Origin of the sequence: Rufibacter glacialis, from assembly GCF_008271745.1 — a bacterium.
Taxonomy (GTDB): Bacteria; Bacteroidota; Bacteroidia; order Cytophagales; family Hymenobacteraceae; genus Nibribacter; species Nibribacter glacialis.
On the sequence record NZ_VKKZ01000020.1, the window covers coordinates 675,378 to 692,962 of the forward strand.

The 17,585-nt window shown below is 50.3% G+C and carries 15 protein-coding genes and 1 tRNA gene; 6 read left to right on the forward strand and 10 right to left on the reverse strand.

Annotated elements, in window-relative coordinates; all coding sequences use genetic code 11:
- Window position 1: 1 nt before the first annotated feature.
- Genes FOE74_RS11075 through FOE74_RS11090 form a run of 4 tightly spaced genes read right to left on the reverse strand, consistent with a single transcriptional unit; the run spans window position 2 to window position 3,178 of the window.
- Window positions 2–973 (reverse strand): AAA family ATPase, encoded by a 972-nt coding sequence (locus FOE74_RS11075; RefSeq protein ID WP_149098655.1) that lies wholly within the window; start codon window positions 971–973, stop codon window positions 2–4.
- On the reverse strand, window positions 957–1,583 hold the full coding sequence (locus FOE74_RS11080; protein ID WP_149098656.1) for a 7-cyano-7-deazaguanine synthase: 627 nt from the start codon (window positions 1,581–1,583) through the stop codon (window positions 957–959). Before FOE74_RS11080 ends, FOE74_RS11075 begins: the two co-directional genes overlap by 17 nt.
- Window positions 1,583–2,782, reverse strand: coding sequence for a PfkB family carbohydrate kinase (locus tag FOE74_RS11085; RefSeq protein WP_149098657.1), 1,200 nt, complete (start codon window positions 2,780–2,782; stop codon window positions 1,583–1,585). The genes FOE74_RS11080 and FOE74_RS11085 overlap by 1 nt, the downstream gene beginning before the upstream one ends.
- On the reverse strand, window positions 2,783–3,178 hold the full coding sequence (locus tag FOE74_RS11090; protein WP_149098658.1) for a hypothetical protein: 396 nt from the start codon (window positions 3,176–3,178) through the stop codon (window positions 2,783–2,785).
- Window positions 3,179–3,593: 415 nt separating this feature from the next.
- Between FOE74_RS11090 and FOE74_RS11095 the strand changes: the two genes are divergently transcribed.
- Together FOE74_RS11095 and FOE74_RS21695 are read left to right on the forward strand one after the other, a co-directional pair.
- Window positions 3,594–4,022 carry a hypothetical protein gene (locus tag FOE74_RS11095; protein ID WP_149098659.1) on the forward strand — a complete coding sequence of 143 codons (429 nt, stop codon included), beginning with the start codon at window positions 3,594–3,596 and terminating at the stop codon, window positions 4,020–4,022.
- 37 nt (window positions 4,023–4,059) lie between these two features.
- Window positions 4,060–4,182 carry a hypothetical protein gene (locus tag FOE74_RS21695; RefSeq protein ID WP_225840782.1) on the forward strand — a complete coding sequence of 41 codons (123 nt, stop codon included), beginning with the start codon at window positions 4,060–4,062 and terminating at the stop codon, window positions 4,180–4,182.
- A 494-nt stretch (window positions 4,183–4,676) separates the two neighbouring features.
- Here FOE74_RS21695 and FOE74_RS11105 read toward each other — a convergent pair.
- A tRNA-Ile gene (locus FOE74_RS11105) sits at window positions 4,677–4,750 on the reverse strand.
- A 72-nt stretch (window positions 4,751–4,822) separates the two neighbouring features.
- Here FOE74_RS11105 and FOE74_RS11110 point away from each other — a divergent pair.
- Both FOE74_RS11110 and FOE74_RS11115 read left to right on the forward strand, forming a co-directional pair.
- Window positions 4,823–5,467: an HAD family hydrolase gene (locus tag FOE74_RS11110; protein WP_149098660.1), complete on the forward strand. Its 645-nt coding sequence runs from the start codon at window positions 4,823–4,825 to the stop codon at window positions 5,465–5,467.
- On the forward strand, window positions 5,457–6,581 hold the full coding sequence (locus FOE74_RS11115; protein ID WP_149098661.1) for a site-2 protease family protein: 1,125 nt from the start codon (window positions 5,457–5,459) through the stop codon (window positions 6,579–6,581). Before FOE74_RS11110 ends, FOE74_RS11115 begins: the two co-directional genes overlap by 11 nt.
- A gap of 322 nt (window positions 6,582–6,903) precedes the next feature.
- Here the strand turns inward: FOE74_RS11115 and FOE74_RS11120 are convergent, their stop codons facing one another.
- From FOE74_RS11120 to FOE74_RS11135, 4 genes are read right to left on the reverse strand one after another with little or no spacing between them, the layout of a single operon-like run.
- A complete protein-coding gene (locus tag FOE74_RS11120; protein ID WP_149098662.1) occupies window positions 6,904–7,212 on the reverse strand; it encodes a rhodanese-like domain-containing protein in 309 nt (102 codons plus the stop codon).
- Window positions 7,209–9,044, reverse strand: a complete 1,836-nt coding sequence (locus FOE74_RS11125) for a T9SS type A sorting domain-containing protein (protein ID WP_149098663.1) — start codon at window positions 9,042–9,044, stop codon at window positions 7,209–7,211. The genes FOE74_RS11120 and FOE74_RS11125 overlap by 4 nt, the downstream gene beginning before the upstream one ends.
- 8 nt (window positions 9,045–9,052) lie before the next feature.
- Entirely contained in the window at window positions 9,053–9,847 is a 795-nt protein-coding gene (locus FOE74_RS11130; protein WP_149098664.1) for a PASTA domain-containing protein, read from the reverse strand.
- Window positions 9,848–9,851: 4 nt separating this feature from the next.
- On the reverse strand, window positions 9,852–12,551 hold the full coding sequence (locus tag FOE74_RS11135) for a D-alanine--D-alanine ligase family protein (protein WP_149098665.1): 2,700 nt from the start codon (window positions 12,549–12,551) through the stop codon (window positions 9,852–9,854).
- A 350-nt stretch (window positions 12,552–12,901) separates the two neighbouring features.
- Here FOE74_RS11135 and FOE74_RS11140 point away from each other — a divergent pair, with 350 nt between their 5' ends.
- Together FOE74_RS11140 and FOE74_RS11145 are read left to right on the forward strand one after the other, a co-directional pair.
- Entirely contained in the window at window positions 12,902–13,483 is a 582-nt protein-coding gene (locus FOE74_RS11140) for a hypothetical protein (RefSeq protein ID WP_225840773.1), read from the forward strand.
- Window positions 13,484–13,669: 186 nt separating this feature from the next.
- The gene (locus FOE74_RS11145) at window positions 13,670–14,878 is read left to right on the forward strand and encodes a phosphoglycerate kinase (RefSeq protein WP_149098666.1); all 1,209 of its coding nucleotides are present in this window, start codon (window positions 13,670–13,672) and stop codon (window positions 14,876–14,878) included.
- A gap of 514 nt (window positions 14,879–15,392) precedes the next feature.
- On the opposite strand, the gene FOE74_RS11150 is transcribed toward FOE74_RS11145, so the two are convergent.
- Window positions 15,393–17,306 carry a RecQ family ATP-dependent DNA helicase gene (locus FOE74_RS11150; RefSeq protein ID WP_149098667.1) on the reverse strand — a complete coding sequence of 638 codons (1,914 nt, stop codon included), beginning with the start codon at window positions 17,304–17,306 and terminating at the stop codon, window positions 15,393–15,395.
- Window positions 17,307–17,585 lie beyond the last annotated feature (279 nt).

Genomic DNA, 17,585 nt, shown 5'->3' on the forward strand with positions numbered 1-17,585 from the left:
ACTAGTCTATATAAACATTCATTCCAATAGCATACTTATCCAACTCATTCTTAAACACAAATGGTGAATGAGTCACTGCAAATAAAAAGGAACATTTCTTTGAGTTCACAATGTCTACAAGAAGCTTTTTTTGCCATAGCATTGATAGGGAAAGCTCAGGCTCATCAAACAAAACTATCAAATCATCTTGTCTAGATAAAAATATCTTAGTAAAGATATATACAATTTGCTTTTCACCAGAAGACAACTGTCGTAGACTCACTTCTTCCTTTGTCTTTTTATTTCTTACTTCTAGATCAATTCTATTTTTATTAATGTAAAACTCAGTTGTTACCAAATATTGATTACAAACATTTATAAAATGCTCCATTAATGAAATAGATGCTTTTGAATCAGCAAACATCCTCTCAACATCCTCCATGTTTAATTTTATAATTGTATCCTTGAGAATGCTCATCCTTTCAATCAAAGCTTCAAAATCTTCATTATGAGTTCCTTTCTTCCTTTTCCTTGCTTTAACCTCACTATTGATAATAGTGTGAAGACCTAATCCGAAAGTCTCCATTTGATTTTCAATATTTCTATTAACAGGGAAATAGACTATTTTATGAGATATATTCTCTAGAATCTCTTCAAACAAAATAAACTTATGGATATATTCTCCTAATGATGCAAATTGTTCATGACTATGAGTCGATTTTAAAAAGCCTTTTTTAACAATTAAATAATTCTCTAAATCACTGTGGGAAAACTCTATAATTTGATCATTAATATAAAGCTCAATAAAATCAAAACCTATATCCTCTAATATATGCCAACGCATGGTAAGTGTATAATACAATGCGTTTAAAACAGTTGTTTTACCTAAGCCATTCTCACCAACCAAAATTTTAATTGATTCATCAAAGACTATATCAAAATCTTGATAATAATGCAGCCCTAATATTCTAAATCTTTTAATTTCCAAATTCATTATTATCTATTACTGAATTTCTAAGTCTACTCAAGACCTTCAAGTATTTATAACACCCATTACACTCCCCGCATGGATAATTTCCTGTATGACAGGAATGTGCCCAATATAAAATTGATTCTGGAACTTTTGATGACTTTACTAATTGTGAGGAGCTTAAGTTTGCAGCTGGAGCAATAATCTGAATATTTCCTTCTTGCATTGAAATAAGGTCATTTATTCTTTTGATAAATTTTTTTGTTCCATCTATATGGGATTTATCAGATTTAACAGACCCTATAATCAATGCTTCAACTCCATTATGGACTGCCTCCATACTTGCTAAAGTTATAAGAAGTTGATTTCTAAAAGGCCACCATTCCGGCACAGGAGCAAATGACAATTTCTTTTGGTCAATTGACATTTCTCCACTCCCTAAGACACTACAGTCAATATCTAAAACTTTATGTTCTATAGATAACTCTTTTGCTACTTGACTGCTAGCGTCAATTTCTGCTATAGCACTCTTTTGGCCATAATTGATTGTTATCGCCAGTTCAATTTCTCTGCTGAACCAATAAGCTAATGCAATTGAGTCTATTCCACCAGATAAAAGAATTGCTTTCTTCATTATTTATTTGATTCCCAAACCGCTTTATAAATTACAGTTGAGAAATCTTTCTCAATTATACAGTTAGTCCCTTCCAGCATAGTCATAGATTCTTGCATACCACTTTCTAGAAATCCAACGACTGGTTTACCAATTGCTCTCCCATATCCTACTTCAAATAAAGTTCCTGAATCTAATCCATCAAGTATAGCTACAATTACATCACAAGAATTCAATGCCTCTATATCTAAATGCACAACTTCTTCGGCGGCGCCAACTCCTACATCATGGTATGGAGAAAACACTTTTAACCCAATCTTCAAAAGTGAGTCTCGAAATTGGTTAATTAACCAACGCTGGGACATTGTAAAAAAAGGACCTGCTAAATAAACTTTTTTAGGTTCACTAGAAGTTCTGTAAAATGATTTGAATGAATTTAAGCTTAGGTCAGCTGGAATAGGTAAAGTACTACTGTTTGCATAATAAGCCGTAGCTATAGAAGCAATATTAGCAGCTTCTTCAATTGGAAGTAATTCCATTAGCCATTTAGAGGCAAAAATGCTACTAAAAATATCACCAGTACCTATTGGCCAAACAGAGTCGGTTTGATATGAAGGTATTACAACATCCTCTTTATCAGGTTGTATTATCAACGCTCCATCAGAACCTTTCTTGATTATAACAGCACTAGCTTTTTCTTCTACAAAGAAATATCTTTTAATCTCAGACAATTTAGAAGAATTTGAAATACTTCTTACTTCTTGTTCATTCGCAACCCATATTAGATTGTTAGCACTTGAACCATTCTTCCAAAACGTACTAGGGCTATAAGGGGATTGAGGATCATAAACAACCCTATCGCCTATAACTTTGGTTTCTCCTTCAATAGTACCAAAGAGTAAAACATTATCACCTTTAACAGCTATAATAGGGCTATCCTTTTCAGGAGGTATTGGAAAAACTTCCGGGTGTGATAATGGATGGTAATATGTAAAACTACTTGTCTGATCAATCACTTTAGGGTAAAGAGATACATTTAGGGCAGAACAAATTACCTCTAAATTTTCTAAAGTAGATTTATCTATGAACGTGTGATAGTTAATATTTAAACCCTTTTCAGATAATGCATGCACAGCCCTTAGTCCCGAGCCGTAGAGCTCACTCCAATGTGGCTCTATACAGTATTCAAAATATGTTCCTCCTATAATATTAAGAACCATCTAAGCATGTTTGATTTTAAGCGAACACTTACCTCCTTCTACACTTCTAACAATTGCTATATAATCATGACCTTGATTCATACAATCAATTATTTTTTTTAAATCAGCATTAATTATGGCACCTACTTCTTGCTCTCTATGAAAGACTAAACATGGGCCTGTAGGTGAAGACAAAGACAATTCCAGAATATCGTCCTTATTTACATTTATTAATACTGCCGCTTTTGGTGAAGATAGTTGAGTATGGATAACTAAGTTTTCACAGCTCATTTCACTGACTTTTCCAGCTCCTCTTGGTGGTCTTCCTCCTCCTCCCATATAATATATTATTTTACAAATGATTGATAACAAGTAAATTCTCTTGCAAAGCAATACTTCTCTTAGTATTTGAGACATCAAATTTTGCAATTAGAATTTTGTAGTAAACTTAATAATACAACATTATTACAAAAACATAGATTAGATTTTAGAATAATTTTCAAACTTTCTCCACCTGCGCAAAAAGACTGCGCAGGAGCCCCTCACTAACCACTACCACGATGCGATTTAAATTCTTAAGACCGAAAGCAGAGATAACGAGATACGCACCCAGAGCCACGAGGGCGCGTTGGCTTGAAACTGGTAGCAAAGCCCGAGCTGTACGCGGCAGCCGTCACGGCCTCTTTGCAAGACGGCTTCTACCAAACCGCTAACGCGCGGCTGGAGCAGTTGCAGACGCTGGTGGCTTAGAACGAGCCGGAGTTTGTGGCCAAGCTAGCCGTGTACAACCACATACACCTGCGCAGCGTGTCCATGGTGCTGTTGGTGGATTATGGCGCTCACCCACCGCGGCGACAGCCTGGTGAGCCGCGCGTTGGTTCAGACCCTGCAACGCGCCAATGAGATCACGGAGCTGCTGGCTTACTACCAGTTCCAGAATGGACTCCAAGGCACCAATAAACTGCATAGGCTCTCAAAGCAGTTGCTGCGGGGTGTGCCCCTGGCCTTCAACCACATTGACGCTAACCAGTTCGCCAAGTACAACCGCGCCGCCGAAGTCAAACTCCGCGATGCCCTGTTCCTGGCGCACCCAAAGGCTAAAGACGCACAGCAGCAACGGGCCTTTGACCAAATTGCCACCCGACTCGCTGCCCACGCCCTACACTTGGGGAACGGAGTTGTCGGCGTTGGGGCAGCAGCGCTTCCGGGATGGCTACTAGCGGAAACTGGCGTTCCGACACAATTGGGAAAAGCTCATTAACAGCCATTGGCTGAGCTACATAGCCCTGCTACGCAACCTGCGTAAAATTCTGGAAATTAACGTGTCTTCGACGCACCTCAGGAATGTATGCCAGACCCTGTACGACCCAAAGGCGGAGCAGAAGGTAAGCCTTCTGCTATACATCTTTCTCTTAACCTAACGCTAGGTGAAGGAATTATTCTCACCAGATGCGCCACGTGTGCTCACGCACTTGTAGAGGCCGTGCAACACAGCATACGGCATCTGTTCGGTTTCTCAGATAGCAGCTGGTAGTGGCGGCTGAGACGTGTCAGGCTCCATACAAAAGCCTGTGTCAGCGCGCAGCAAGGTGCTGCTCTATGACATTGACCTGCTCTTGGGCATGTTGCTGGGTAAAGCGAGGCAGTAGACCAAAGGCTGTAATGGAGTACAGCGAAACTGGATATTAGCTGCACCTACCGCTACAACTGCTTGAACCTTGGTAAGGAGCAAAGACAGCTCCACTATTATAAAAACTCAGGTAGTGCTCCTTGGCATTATTTTGAAAAGAACGTCAAGGAACATTTAGCTTCCTCACCATTGATGGCGAAACTCAAAAAGAGATTTGTTTCTCAAATTGTTTGCAAATAAAAAAGCCACTTACAAGTTTTATCTCGTAAGTGGCTGATTATCAGGTGGGCCCACTTGGAATCGAACCAAGCACCTACTGATTATGAGTCAGTTGCTCTAACCGAATGAGCTATAGGCCCGGCCAAATCTTTGATTTGGGAGTGCAATTCTACAAATTTGTGTTTTAAAACGCAAAACAAACCCTGATTATCGTGGACTTTTCTTCTGTTAAGAATATCATTTTTGACCTGGGTGGGGTCATCATCAACATTGATTATGCCAAAAGCACAGACGCCCTCCGCGCCTTCGCGGCCCAGTCAACCGAAGTAGACTTCAGCCAAAAGGCTCAATCAGAACTGTTTGACCTTTATGAGCGGGGCGACATTTCCTGCGCGGAATTTAGAGACGGATTGCGTCAGGAGTACAGAATCACCGCCACCGATGAGCAGATTGACGAGGCATGGAACACCATGCTCCTGGACATTCCCGCCGAACGGATCGCCTTACTGCGCGCCCTTTCCAAGCAATACCGGTTGTTTTTGTTGAGCAACACCAACGCCATCCACATGAAGGCCTTCAACCAGATTGTAGAGCAAGCGCACGGCATTCCCGGTTTAGACGGTCTTTTTGAAAAAGCCTATTACAGCCATCTGGTGCGCAAGCGGAAGCCAGGGGCTGAGGTTTTTGAGCACATTTTACAGGAAAACGGCCTAAACGCCCAGGAGACCCTGTTCATTGACGACAGCATCCAACACATTGTGGGCGCCCAATCGGTAGGCCTTCAAACGTTGCACCTTGCCCCGCCTCTCACCATTAACGAGGTACTGAAGGAGGCCGTGGCGGAGCATGAGTCGTAATCTGGCGCTGCAACTGCTTCTGTTCCTGCTCACCCTGGCCACCACTACGTTGGCAGGGGCAGAATGGCGGTACGGAAGGTCCTTCTTTTACGGGTACGAGGGGTTTCTCTGGCCGCCTACCATCACCTGGAGCCAGGTGGCGGGTGGACTGGCCTTCTCCTTGCCGTTCCTGGGGTTCCTGACGGCGCACGAGTTCGGGCATTACCTGACGGCCCGGTTCTACCGGGTGCGGGTGACCCTCCCCTACTACATCCCCATCTGGCTGGGCATCACGTTCGGGATAGGGACCATGGGGGCCTTCATCCGGATCAAAGAGCGGATCTACTCCCGAAAGGAGTTTTTTGACATAGGCATTGCCGGTCCGCTGGCGGGGTTTGTGGTAGCGCTGGGAATCCTTGGCTATGGCTTCACCCACCTTCCGCCCCTGGACTACCTGTATGAGATCCATCCAGAGTACCGGGTGTGGGGCCAGAACTACGCCTCCTACGTGTACTTCCGGCCAGACGACCTTGCCATTGGCAAGAACCTGCTTTTTTGGCTCTTTGAAAACACCGTGGCAGACCAGGCCCTTTTGCCTAGCCGCTACGAGATCGTGCATTACCCTTTCCTGTTCGCCGGGTTTCTGTCGCTGTTTTTTACGGCGCTCAACCTGCTGCCCATTGGCCAGTTAGATGGTGGGCATATCCTATATGGCATGATGGGGTATGAACGGTTCAACCGCTTATCGCCTATTCTGTACACGATCTTCATCTTTTATGCCGGCTTGGGATTACTTTCCTTGGAAGTGAACCTGGAGGAGGATTGGTGGAAATGGGCGGGATACGCGTTGTACCTGCTCATCGTGTTCAGGCCCCTGTTTCCCCAACCCAGCCAGGGCACCAGGTTAGCTGCCGGGGTACTCATTGCTCAATTACTGGTGCAGGTGGTGTGGCCCCAGGTACAGGGGTACAACGGCTGGCTGGTGTTCGGGCTGGTCTTGTCCCGGGCCTTGGGGGTGTTTCACCCGCCTAGCCCCAATGAAGCCCCCTTGTCTAAAGGAAGACTTATCCTGGGCTGGATTGCCTTGGTAATCTTCATTCTTTGCTTCAGTCCGGCCCCTTTTATCGTGGACTAAGGCTTTCCGTTTAGCGGCAATTATGTTAAAAACAGCCGTTAAACGGAAAGCCCCACCAGGCAATAAAATGAAATGGAAGGAAATGCCTTTTCCCTCCCCGGTAGACCTCTTTTGTCCCAAGTGAAAAAGAGCAAAGGCTGGGTTTAACGGCTTCTTTTTTAAAACGGGCCTGAAACGGCTATTCCCCAAAGAAGAGAAATTAGTCCTTACCCCAGCCGTGAAGGAAGGTTGGTTGGAGGTAAGGAAACGTTAAAAGGCGGTGCGCTTTGGCGGTGTTTTAAAGAAACACTGCCAAAGCGCACCGCCTTTTACTTGGTTTAAGTTACTGGGCTTCGTTGTAGGCGATCATGCCACCCAGCACGTTGCGCACGTTTTTGAAGCCGCTTTGCTGCATGATGGCCTGGGCGGTAGCAGAACGTTTGCCTGAACGGCAGTGCACCAGAATCTCCTGGTCTTTGTATTCCTCCAATTCCTGCAGGCGCTCCGGCAAGGAACCCAAAGGAATCAGCTTGGCACTGGCAATGTTCTGTTCCTCGTGCTCCCAAGGCTCCCGCACATCCAGGATTATAGGGGTTTCGTTATTGGCTAAACGTTGTTTCAGTTCAGCAGCGGTGATATCTGAAGTAATCATCTGGTAAGGATTAATTTGACGGCTCTAAGTTGGTTTCCTTTTTGGGTTTTCACAAGATAAATTCCAGCCGGAAGTCCTGGAGAGACGGAAAGCGGCTGTCTTTCCCGCACCTTGGCCCAGGTTTGGAGCAATTGCCCGGTGCTGGAATAGAGCTGGACCTGATCGGCGGACTGGCTCAGGGAGAAGTCTCCGGTGCCGGTGGGGTTTGGGTACAGATAGGTTTCCGGGGAAGCCAAGGCACCCGGTGAGGAGGTGAGCGTGCCGGTCATAACCGGTCGTATCTGCAGGGCCCCGCCCAGATCAGGGACAGTTCCCCAGGCACTGGCACCGTTCATGGCGAACAGTTTGCCGTTGGTGTTCTCGTTCAGGTCAAACCCCACATTCACAAAGACAGCGGCAACGGGTTGGCGGTAGCCTACATAAAAGCGGCCCTGCACCTCTACCTGTCGTTCTAGAGGTATCTCTAACCAGTTGTTCAACCCTGAGGCGGCCGGCAGCACAAAGCGCTGTTCATACAAAGGCTGGTCGGCGGGTTGGCCATTCTGATCTGCCCAAAGGCGCAGGAACAGTTCGGTGCCGGGGGTGTTGGCACCCGTAAAGAAAATCCGGACGCTCTTGATTCGGTCTGGTTTGTTCAGGTCAAATTGGTAGGCCAACTGAACCGTGGTCCCCGACGGATAGCTGAACCCGGTCTCGGCGGAGCCATCGTCATAGGCGTAGAAATCCTGCAGGTCGGTCTGGCGCCGCAGGGTGTCATTGTACCGGGTGTTGAAATCAGGCTCACGCGTATTGAGAATTAAGGTAGTCTGCACGGAGAAGGGTTGGCTCTGGCTGCTCAGGAAGGCACTGGAGGGGGCCGCCGCAAGAGCAGTCCTGGTGCCACCGCTCACGGGCGCACTTCCGCGCAGAAAAGTATCTACTGCGCCGGTAGACAGGTTCCGGACAAAGCCCCGCCAGCTGATGGCGGCCGGAATATTGCTGAGGTTGGCCATTTCTGACCCCACCTGCGGCCGGGTCTCTCCCGCGGGGTTCACCAGGAATTGCCAGATGGGCATGGCCGAGTACCGGTTCAACAGCGAGGGAAGGCGTTGGGTAAGGGCCACATCTGCGACCTGCATCTGTCCCTGCCGCCGGTTCCGGTTCAGGTAAACGTAATCCAGGTGCCAGACATCCCGCAGGCCGCTTTGCTTGCCGCTGCTGACCCACCGGAACTGGAAACCGTTGTAAAGGAAGCGGCTTTCTTTGAGAGCCACCATGGCCGGGGCAAAGGCCGTGTTGCGGCCGGTTCCTTTCTGCGACCAGACCGTGGACCAGGTCCCGTTGGCTTCCTTGAACTCCAGTTGCAGGGAATAGATGCCCGCCGAAGAAAAGTCAGGTGCGTCTACCAATCCTCCGGCCTGCCAGTAAAAACTCAGGTAGAGCGAGTCCTGGGGTTGATAATTGCCCAGGGACAGCGGTTTTGAGGTCAGCGTGTCGGTGGGGCCGGTGGCGTTTGGGCCGCCATAGGGTTGGCCATCGGCCTGCAGGCCGTCAAAGCTGGCCGCGAAGATGGTGGGCGGGTTAGCCGCGAGGCGGTTCGTGACGGCTACGCCGCCGCGGGTACGCCAGCGGGCGGGATCAGGGCCACCCTCGCCCTTGGCGAAATCGTCAAAGAAAGGCAAGCCCAAGGTATCGCCCGCCGCCAATGGTTGAGGGGTAGCGCCCGGCACGCCGGTTTTGGCCTGAACAGAAATAGCCTGCACAGGCAGGCTATTCAAGGGAGTCAAGACTTGCGCCCGAGCGGCCCATCCGCCCAAGAATAAAATCAGATAGAGGACGAGCCGTTGGCGCATAGGTTCTTTTATTGGATGGGGGTCACGGGCTGAGGGCCGGCCACCCAAATGTCAATCAATTCTCCGGTCCTGATCTTGGTTTTGACACTGTCACCCGCGATAGGCCTTTGTCTCAATACGGTGCCATCGGCCTCGCCGTTGGGGGCTTCCATGTAGATCACGGAACCAAATTTCAAGCCTTGGCCGGTCACTAGCATGGTGGCCTCATCAATGGGCATGCCCACCAGCGCCGGCACATCCAGTTCCGTTTCGCCCAGGCCGTTGCCTACCTCCAGGTCAATCCGTGAACCTTTGGCCACTGGGTCACCTGGCTGAATCTCCTTGCCGTGCAGCAACTGACGCAGCACCGAGTTGTGCGCCAGGTCTGGCACGTATTTGATCTCGCCCAGGTTCAGGTCATAGCTCTTCAGAATCATCTCTGCGTTCTGCACCGACCCGTCAATCAGCTTGGGCATTTTGATGAGCGGCGGGTTCTTCATGTTGATGCTCACGTAGATCTTACGGCCTTCTTTCACTTTCTCGCCAGCTTTGGGTTCCTGCGTGATCACCGTGAACGGCTCTTTGCCCTGCTCATAAGTGGAATCGCTCACATAAAAACGCAAATCCTTGTCGGCCAGGAAATCCTCCAGCTCATCTACCGACATACCGGCCAGGTTAGGCACCGAGATGGTTTCGCCGTGGTTGGTGGTACTGGGCAGGTACACAAAGAAGAACAAAAACAGCAGCGCCAACACAATGGCCACCATAATGGTCACATGCTTGAACACGTCTCCCAGGGTCTGGGCTTTCAGAAAACTACTCATGTACTTAAGAGGTAACTTTTTTGGTGCGCTCCATGCCGAACTGCAGGATGCGGTCAATGAAATCGTAGGGTTTGTACCCGTTGATGGCCGTCTGGTGGAAGATACACGTGGCCGGGGTCATACCGGGCAGAGAGTTCACCTCAATGATGATGGTCTCCACGGTGTCATCTGGGTGTACCCGTACAAAGGCGTCAATGCGGGCGTAACCTTCAATGCGAAGGATTTCTGCCACGCGCTTCAAGTCTTGCTTTACCTGGTCTGAGATGCGTTGCCGCTCCTGCTGGTCTCTGGCGTAACGGGCCGGGGTGATGTTCTGCCCCTCCCCCGCCAGGAACTTCTCTTCCAGGCTCAAAACCTCTCCTTCAGCCAACGCCTCAGAGGCCTCAAATATTTCATACTGGGTGCGTCCGTCGGGGCCGTAGCTGGTGAGCAAACCGCCGGTGATTTCCAGGAAATGCTTCGCTCCTTCGCGGGAGATGAGGTTTTCAATCAGGAAATAACCTTTCATGGGTACCTCCTCTTTGAAGCTGAGCTTGAGCACCTGGGCCGGGTTCTCGGGTATTTCAACGGTGTTTCTGAAAATAAGCTCCGCAAACGCCTCTAACTCAGCACGGGTCTTGATCTTTTTCACCGCCGAGGAACAACCGTCATCAGCAGGCTTGCAGATGAACGGATAGGCGAACCGCTCTTCAATGTGTTGGAAGAAAGCAGCGGGGTTATCTTGCCAGTCTTTCTTGAAGGCCAGCATGTGTTCTGCCACGTGCACCCCGTTCTCGCGCAGGATCTTGTTCGTCTCAAACTTGTTGATGGTCACCTGGCTGGACTGGATGCCCGATCCGTTGTACGGGATTTGGAATTTCTCCAGTTCGGTCTGCAGTTCCCCGTCTTCGCCGGGACGGCCGTGCAGCGCGATGAAGACCGCGTCTACCAGGCTTTGCAGGTGCTCATAGGTGAGGCGCTGCGGTTTCTGCAGCGAGTTACCCGCGTACAGATTGGTGATGCCCGAAGCGGCTTCCTTGATCTGGGCCAGCACCGGGTGCGTAGGCACGCCGGCCTCAGAGGCTTCTATCTTCTCCCTGATGTCATCCGCGTTGTCCTTCAACATGATGTTGATGGGAATCTGGTACAGCTGGTGGGTTTCCTCGTTTCCGGTCAGGAAAATAGGAATGGGCTCGTATTTGGTAGAAGAAGCCAGTTTCTCATAGATGTTCCGGCCGCTTTCTACGGAGATGTGGCGCTCAGAAGAGTACCCGCCCATGATCACACCCACGCGCAATTTGTCGTGGCGGTGGGCGCGCTCATCGGCCATGGCCGCTTCCAGTTTCCTGAGCAAGCCGGTCAAATAGGCGGTGTTTTTACCGGATTTCACTCTTTCCGCCAGAGACGTCCGGATAATGTAGGTCAGGAACTGCGAGGGGTTCAACCCGATTTCAGCAGCCTGGTGGAAGAAGAACGAAGACGGCAACATACCTGAAGTGGTATTGGGGTCGTTCAGGAAAATCTCGCCGTTTTCGGTGATAAAGCCGTCCAGACGCGCATATACGTTGAAGCCCAGGCTGGTGTACAGGCGTTCGCACTGCTGCCTGATCTCCTGGATCTGCTCAGTGGGCAAATCAATGGGCGTGATCTTCCGGCTCAGGCCGGGCAGGTATTTAGAACGGTAGTCAAAGACCTCGCCGCCTTTTTTGATCTCCGTGGGAGGCAAGGCGATAGGCAGCCCCTGCTGGTCCTGTACCACAATGCAGGAGAACTCGCGGCCGTTGATAAAAGCTTCAATCAGTACCTGGGTCTCGCTCTCCACGTTGGTGAGGGTGAGCGTTTCAGGGCCGTTTTCTGCGAACGTAGCAGAAAGTAGACTCAGCAGTTCTTCCGGCGCATAGATCAACTGACCGTCCTGGGTTTGTACCGGCAAGCCGATTCCCTCGCGGATATCGGTCAGGGTCTTCACGAAGTTCAGTTGCTGGGCCTCGTTCTTGGCGTTCCAGTCGCTTTTGCGAAGGGTGAGCGAGAACAGGCTGCGGGCTACGGCTTCCTCAAACAGCTGCAGGTTTTTTTCTTTGATGATGGAAACGCCAATGGAAGAGCCTTGGTGCGGTGCTTTCAACACCAGCGGCAGCCCAAGGTCCGCCACCAGGCTATCCAGCATACCGGCGCGGTCTTGCGTGGCGTGCCACTCCTGCAAACTCAGGATGCGGTAATCAGGGGTGGCAAACCCGTGCTGCTGCAACAAGGCCTTCTGTGCGATCTTGTCAATACCAATGGCCGACGGCAGAATACCGGAGCCCGAGTACGGAATGCCGTACCACTCCAGCAGGCCCTGGATGCTGCCATCTTCGCCGTACGGCCCGTGCAGGGTCAAGAACGCGAAATCAAACAGCCCCTTGAACTGGTGCGGATGGATGCGACGACCCACGCGGGCGGCAATGTCTTCCAGTTCCTCCTCGCTCAGTTGGCCCAGGCTTTCCAGGTACATCTGCAACCCGTGTTCCGAAGCCGGCAACACGTCTACCGGCGGGTAGAAATCGCGGATGGTTCCTTTGTAGATGTAGTGCCAGTCTAGCAGGATGAAGTTCCCCAGGCTGTCGGCAAACACCGGCACGGCCTCAAACAGGGATTTATCTAAATTATCGAAGACGGTGCGGCCACCGGCGAAAGAAATTTCGCGCTCCCGGGACGGTCCACCGAAGATGATTCCAATTTTCATTAGGGCAAAGATACTGGTTTTTGGTTGTTCGGCGCTAGTGGTTTAGCGGCTTCTTGCAGTGGCCTTACGGGAGGCCCGGAACAGCGGTAATTGGGCTGGTTTCTGTTTTTGACCCAGTATTTGGAAATGAGCCTGAAAACCCACCACACCTTCTGGTCGGAAAGCGACTTGGATGGCTGCGAAATATATATATAAAACATTGAATATTTAGGTAAGACCTTTACATTTGAACCAATAGCGGAAAGCAACATTTAAAAAGCGTTTTAATCCAAAGAACCCGTTCCTTTTTTGCTGATACTCCCAAAAAAGCACTAAAAACCCGACTACCCAACCTAACCCTTTCTTACTACATGAAAAAACTGTTACTCACCTCTCTTATTGCCCTTTCAGGGTTCACCTATTCTTTCGCCCAAACCACCGAAAGCCCTGCCAAACCGTTCAAGTTTTTGGTAACCGGGGCCTTGGAATCTGGGGGTGACAAGGTAGGGGAAGTTATGTTCACCAATGGCGATACCCAGGCGATCAAGGCAGGCAATGGCGTCACCCTATCCGTAGGAGCGCAATACCAAATCCCGCAGGCCGAGAAATTTCTATTACGCGGCACGGTGGGCTTTAAATACGTGACTACGGCGGCAGATAATGCCCACATCCGCCTCACGCGCTTTCCGCTGCAACTAACGGGCAATTTCATGGCTACCGAGAAACTGCGTTTTGGCGCGGGGGTTGTCACGCACCAAGGCATTTCCTTAAATACCGATGGCCTGGGCGAAAACGAACAGTTTGAAAGCGGTGCCGGGGCCGTGTTTGAGATCGCCTATAGCGCGGTGGGCCTTTCCTATACCGTGCTGAACTACCAACACAAAAACAAACACACGGTTTCGGCCAACGCCATAGGCATTACCTTCTCCCTAACCTTTCCTAAAAATAAATAGCGTCTGAGACTGCAGGGGGAAGCTGGACGAGAGGCTTGGTCCGTCCCGTTTTAAAGCCCTGTTTTCTGAAAATAGCCCCCAAACCGCTGCTTGCGTATAACGCACGGAGCAACACTCAGAACAATTATTATATTTGCCCAGCCTGATATTTTCGGGCGGCATAGCCAGAACCAAACGAATCAGCCTATGATAACCATTGACCAGTACAATTTCCGGGGCAAACGGGCCTTGGTGCGCGTAGATTTTAACGTGCCTCTGAACAGCAATTTTGAGATCACTGATGATACCCGCATCAGGGCGGCGGTGCCAACCATCAGGAAAATCCTGAATGAGGGCGGCTCAGTGGTGCTCATGTCGCATTTGGGCAGACCCAAAGGCGGACCAGAGGAAAAATACTCGTTGAAGCACCTCATCAAACCTTTGGAGGACATCTTCCAGACCCAGGTCCTATTCTCCCCAGATTGTATTGGCAGCCAGGCGGTAGAGATGGCCAACAACCTGCAACCCGGCGAAATCCTGTTGCTGGAAAACCTGCGTTTCCATAAGGAGGAAGAGCAAGGCAACCAGATCTTCGCCGAGAAGCTGAGCCTTTTGGGCGAGGTGTACGTGAACGATGCCTTTGGTACCGCCCACCGCGCCCACGCCTCTACCGCTATTGTCGCAGACTATTTCCCGCATGATAAAGTGTGTGGTTCTGTCATGCAGGCCGAACTGGAGAATGCCCAGCGGGTACTCGCGTACGCGGATCGCCCCTACACCGCCATCATGGGCGGGGCCAAGATCTCAGATAAGATCCAGGTGATTGAACAGTTGCTGGACCGCGTAGACAACCTGATCATTGGCGGCGGCATGAGCTACACCTTCGCCAAGGCGCAGGGGGGCCACATTGGCAACTCCTTGCTGGAGGAAGACAAGCAGCAGCTTACCCTGGAATTATTGAAAAAGGCCGAGGAAAAAGGCGTAAAGATTTACCTTCCCACTGACTCTGTCATTGCCGATGCCTTTGACAATAACGCAAACACTGACGTGGTCCCCAGCGGCACCATTCCTGACGGCTGGATGGGCTTAGACATAGGACCTGACACCCGGGCGCAGTTCGCGGAAGTGGTACGAAACTCTAAAACCATCCTGTGGAACGGCCCTATGGGCGTGTTTGAGTTTTCCAATTTTGCCATTGGTACCAAAACCATTGCCGAAGCTGTGGTAGACGCCACTAAACACGGTGCCTACTCCTTGATTGGCGGTGGAGATTCCGCAGCGGCGGTTACTCAGATGGGCCACAGCCATGACGTTTCCTATGTATCTACCGGCGGCGGTGCCTTGCTGGAGTACATGGAAGGCAAACAATTGCCGGGCGTCATTGCCTTGCAGATGGAAGAGACTCCTCTTACCTAAGCAGAGCTTTATCTTAAACAGAAGCGGCGGCAAGATCTTTCTTGCCGCCGCTTCTGTTTTCAGCCTGCTACCTCTTTGTTTATAGGCTTTTTATTAAAAATAAGAGTATAGAATTCATCAGAGAATACGAAGAATTTTTTTGAAAAGGATTCATGCTTAAGTAGAGGATTATCGTTCATACTTTTACCTCTTCCCTTAGTACGCTACCTTCTTTCACTACTACCTCTTTTCACTACTTTCTCCTCATACTACCACTTTTTACTCCCCCCTTTATTCTACCCTATTGTCATCCTGAAAGGATCTTGTGGGCGAACGGTAATGGCCTTTCAGAACTGCTTTTCTAGTCCGCTCACAAGATCCTTTCAGGATGACAAAAAGAGAAGCATAAAAAGGGAAGAACAAAAGAAGAAGAGGACATCAAAGAAAAGGACAAAAGGAAATAAGCGAGCCTGCCAAATCCTCCTTAACCAAATCTCAAAATCCAATATTTAACATAATTTTACACCCAAAGACACTACACCTCTTTCCGCTTTAGGTTCCCTTCAGAAGTATACCTAACCTGTCCGCTCTCCAGCATCTCCTGCAACAGGTCTCCCAGTAACTCCTGCTCTGAGGAGCTGAAGTGCATGGCAATGGATTTGGGGTGCAGCGGTGTTTCTTTCAGGTGGCTCAGCACGCGGGCTTCCATGTGCAGCTTGTTCTCGTCCAACTTCTTTTTCTTTTTCTGGGCCAGGCAATAGTCACAGATGCGGCAAGGAGCAGTGGAGATTTCGCCAAAATAGGCCAGAATCTGGAGGGTGCGGCATTGGGTGGCGGGTTGCATGTAGGCGACTACCGCCTGCGCTTTCTCCAGAGCCCGCTCCCGGAAGAGGTTCAGCCGTTTCTGGTCTACGGGCAAAGAAGCGGCGTCAAACCGGGGAGCGGTGAACTGCACCTGCGGGCCATCATGCTGGGGCTCATACACCAGCACTTTGCGCTGGTGCAGGTGCTGTAAGTGCTGTTTGATGGTAGCCTCCGGCACCGACAGATGCTTCGCCAGACCTTTCTCAGAGATTCGCACAAAGTCCCGGAACATCTCGCCCCCGTACAACCGCAGCAAGCTTTTGATGACCGCCTCCAGGTTCTCGTTCAGGATCTGAAACTCATATAATTGTGTATTGCTGAGCAGGAAGTACACCTTAGACGGACTGTAAAAGCCTTCGTTCAACTGCAGAAGCCCCTCGTGCTCCAACTGTTTCAGGGCGAAATGCACTTCAATGGGTGATATCTGGTAGGTGCGGCTGAACTCCGCTAAATCAAAGTCAAAAGATTGGAACGCGCCGCTTCCGGTGGCCAATTGGTAGAAATTAGCCAGGGCTTGGTACACCCGCTTCAGGGTCTCTACGGGGGGGTAGGCTTCCTCCGTCTTCTTCAGGAGCAGACTGGTGTCTTCGGGACCCAGCAAGACCGTAGCGTAGCTGTATTTGCCATCCCGCCCGGCCCGGCCGGCTTCCTGGTAATACGCCTCCAGCGAATCGGGCAAATCAAGGTGCACCACCAGGCGCACATCGGGTTTGTCAATCCCCATCCCGAAGGCATTGGTAGCCACGATCACCCGGACCCGGTCCATGATCCAGTCGGTCTGCGCCGAGGCGCGGGTCTGGTGCGGCAAACCGGCGTGGTAGGCAGCGGCTTTGATGCCCTGCCGATTAAGCCAGTCGGCCAGTTCTACGGTGCGGCGGCGGTTACGCACGTATACAATGGCGGTGCCGTTCATCTTTTGCAGGATCTCGCGCAGCCGCCCTTCTTTGTCCTCGGTAGGCAACACCGAGTACGACAGGTTCTTCCGGGCGAAACTCTGCTGCACCACCACCTGCTTCTTGAACTGCAGTTTTTCCTGGATGTCTTCCTTCACTACCTGGGTGGCCGAGGCCGTCAGGGCGAGCACGGGCACATCCGGCAGCACCTCGCGCAGCTTGGCAATCTCTAAATAAGGCGGTCGGAAGTCATAGCCCCACTGCGAGATACAATGCGCCTCATCTACAGCCAGCAGGCACACGTTCATGCGCTTCACCCGCTCCAGGAACAGCTCGGTCTGCAACCGCTCCGGCGACACGTACAGGAACTGCACCCCACCGAACACGCAGTTGTCCAGGATCATGTCGCGTTCCCGTTCCGGTTGCCCCGCGTGCAGGGCCGCCGCCGTTAGCCCGCGCTTGCGGAGGTTCTCTACCTGGTCTTTCATGAGCGCCACCAACGGCGACACCACCACGCAAACCCCGCCCAGCACCAGGGCCGGCAACTGGAAACACACGGACTTACCGCCGCCGGTTGGTAAAATAGCCAGGGTATCCTGCCCTTTCAGCACCGAGGTGATGATTTCCTCCTGCCCCGGCCGGAAGGCTTCATGCCCCCAATATTGCTTCAGGATGTCTTGTACGTCTGCCATAGATCATCCAAAATTACGAAATACTTGGGTGCGGGTGGCAAGTCACTTCAACAGACAGATATAATCCAGCTCCCACCAGGACCTGATGGCCTGTGAAGGATAAGAAGTTTTGATCCCTACTCCCCGACAAAGCGCTAATAGGTGGTTTCTAAATCCCACGCCTCCCGCCAAAAGGACCGTTCCCCAGCCCTTCTCTTGCGGAGATGGGTTGGGAAAGATTTTAGAAACCGGATTTATTAGAAAAGGTAGATTTGCGGAAACCTGTGAGGTCTTGGAGAC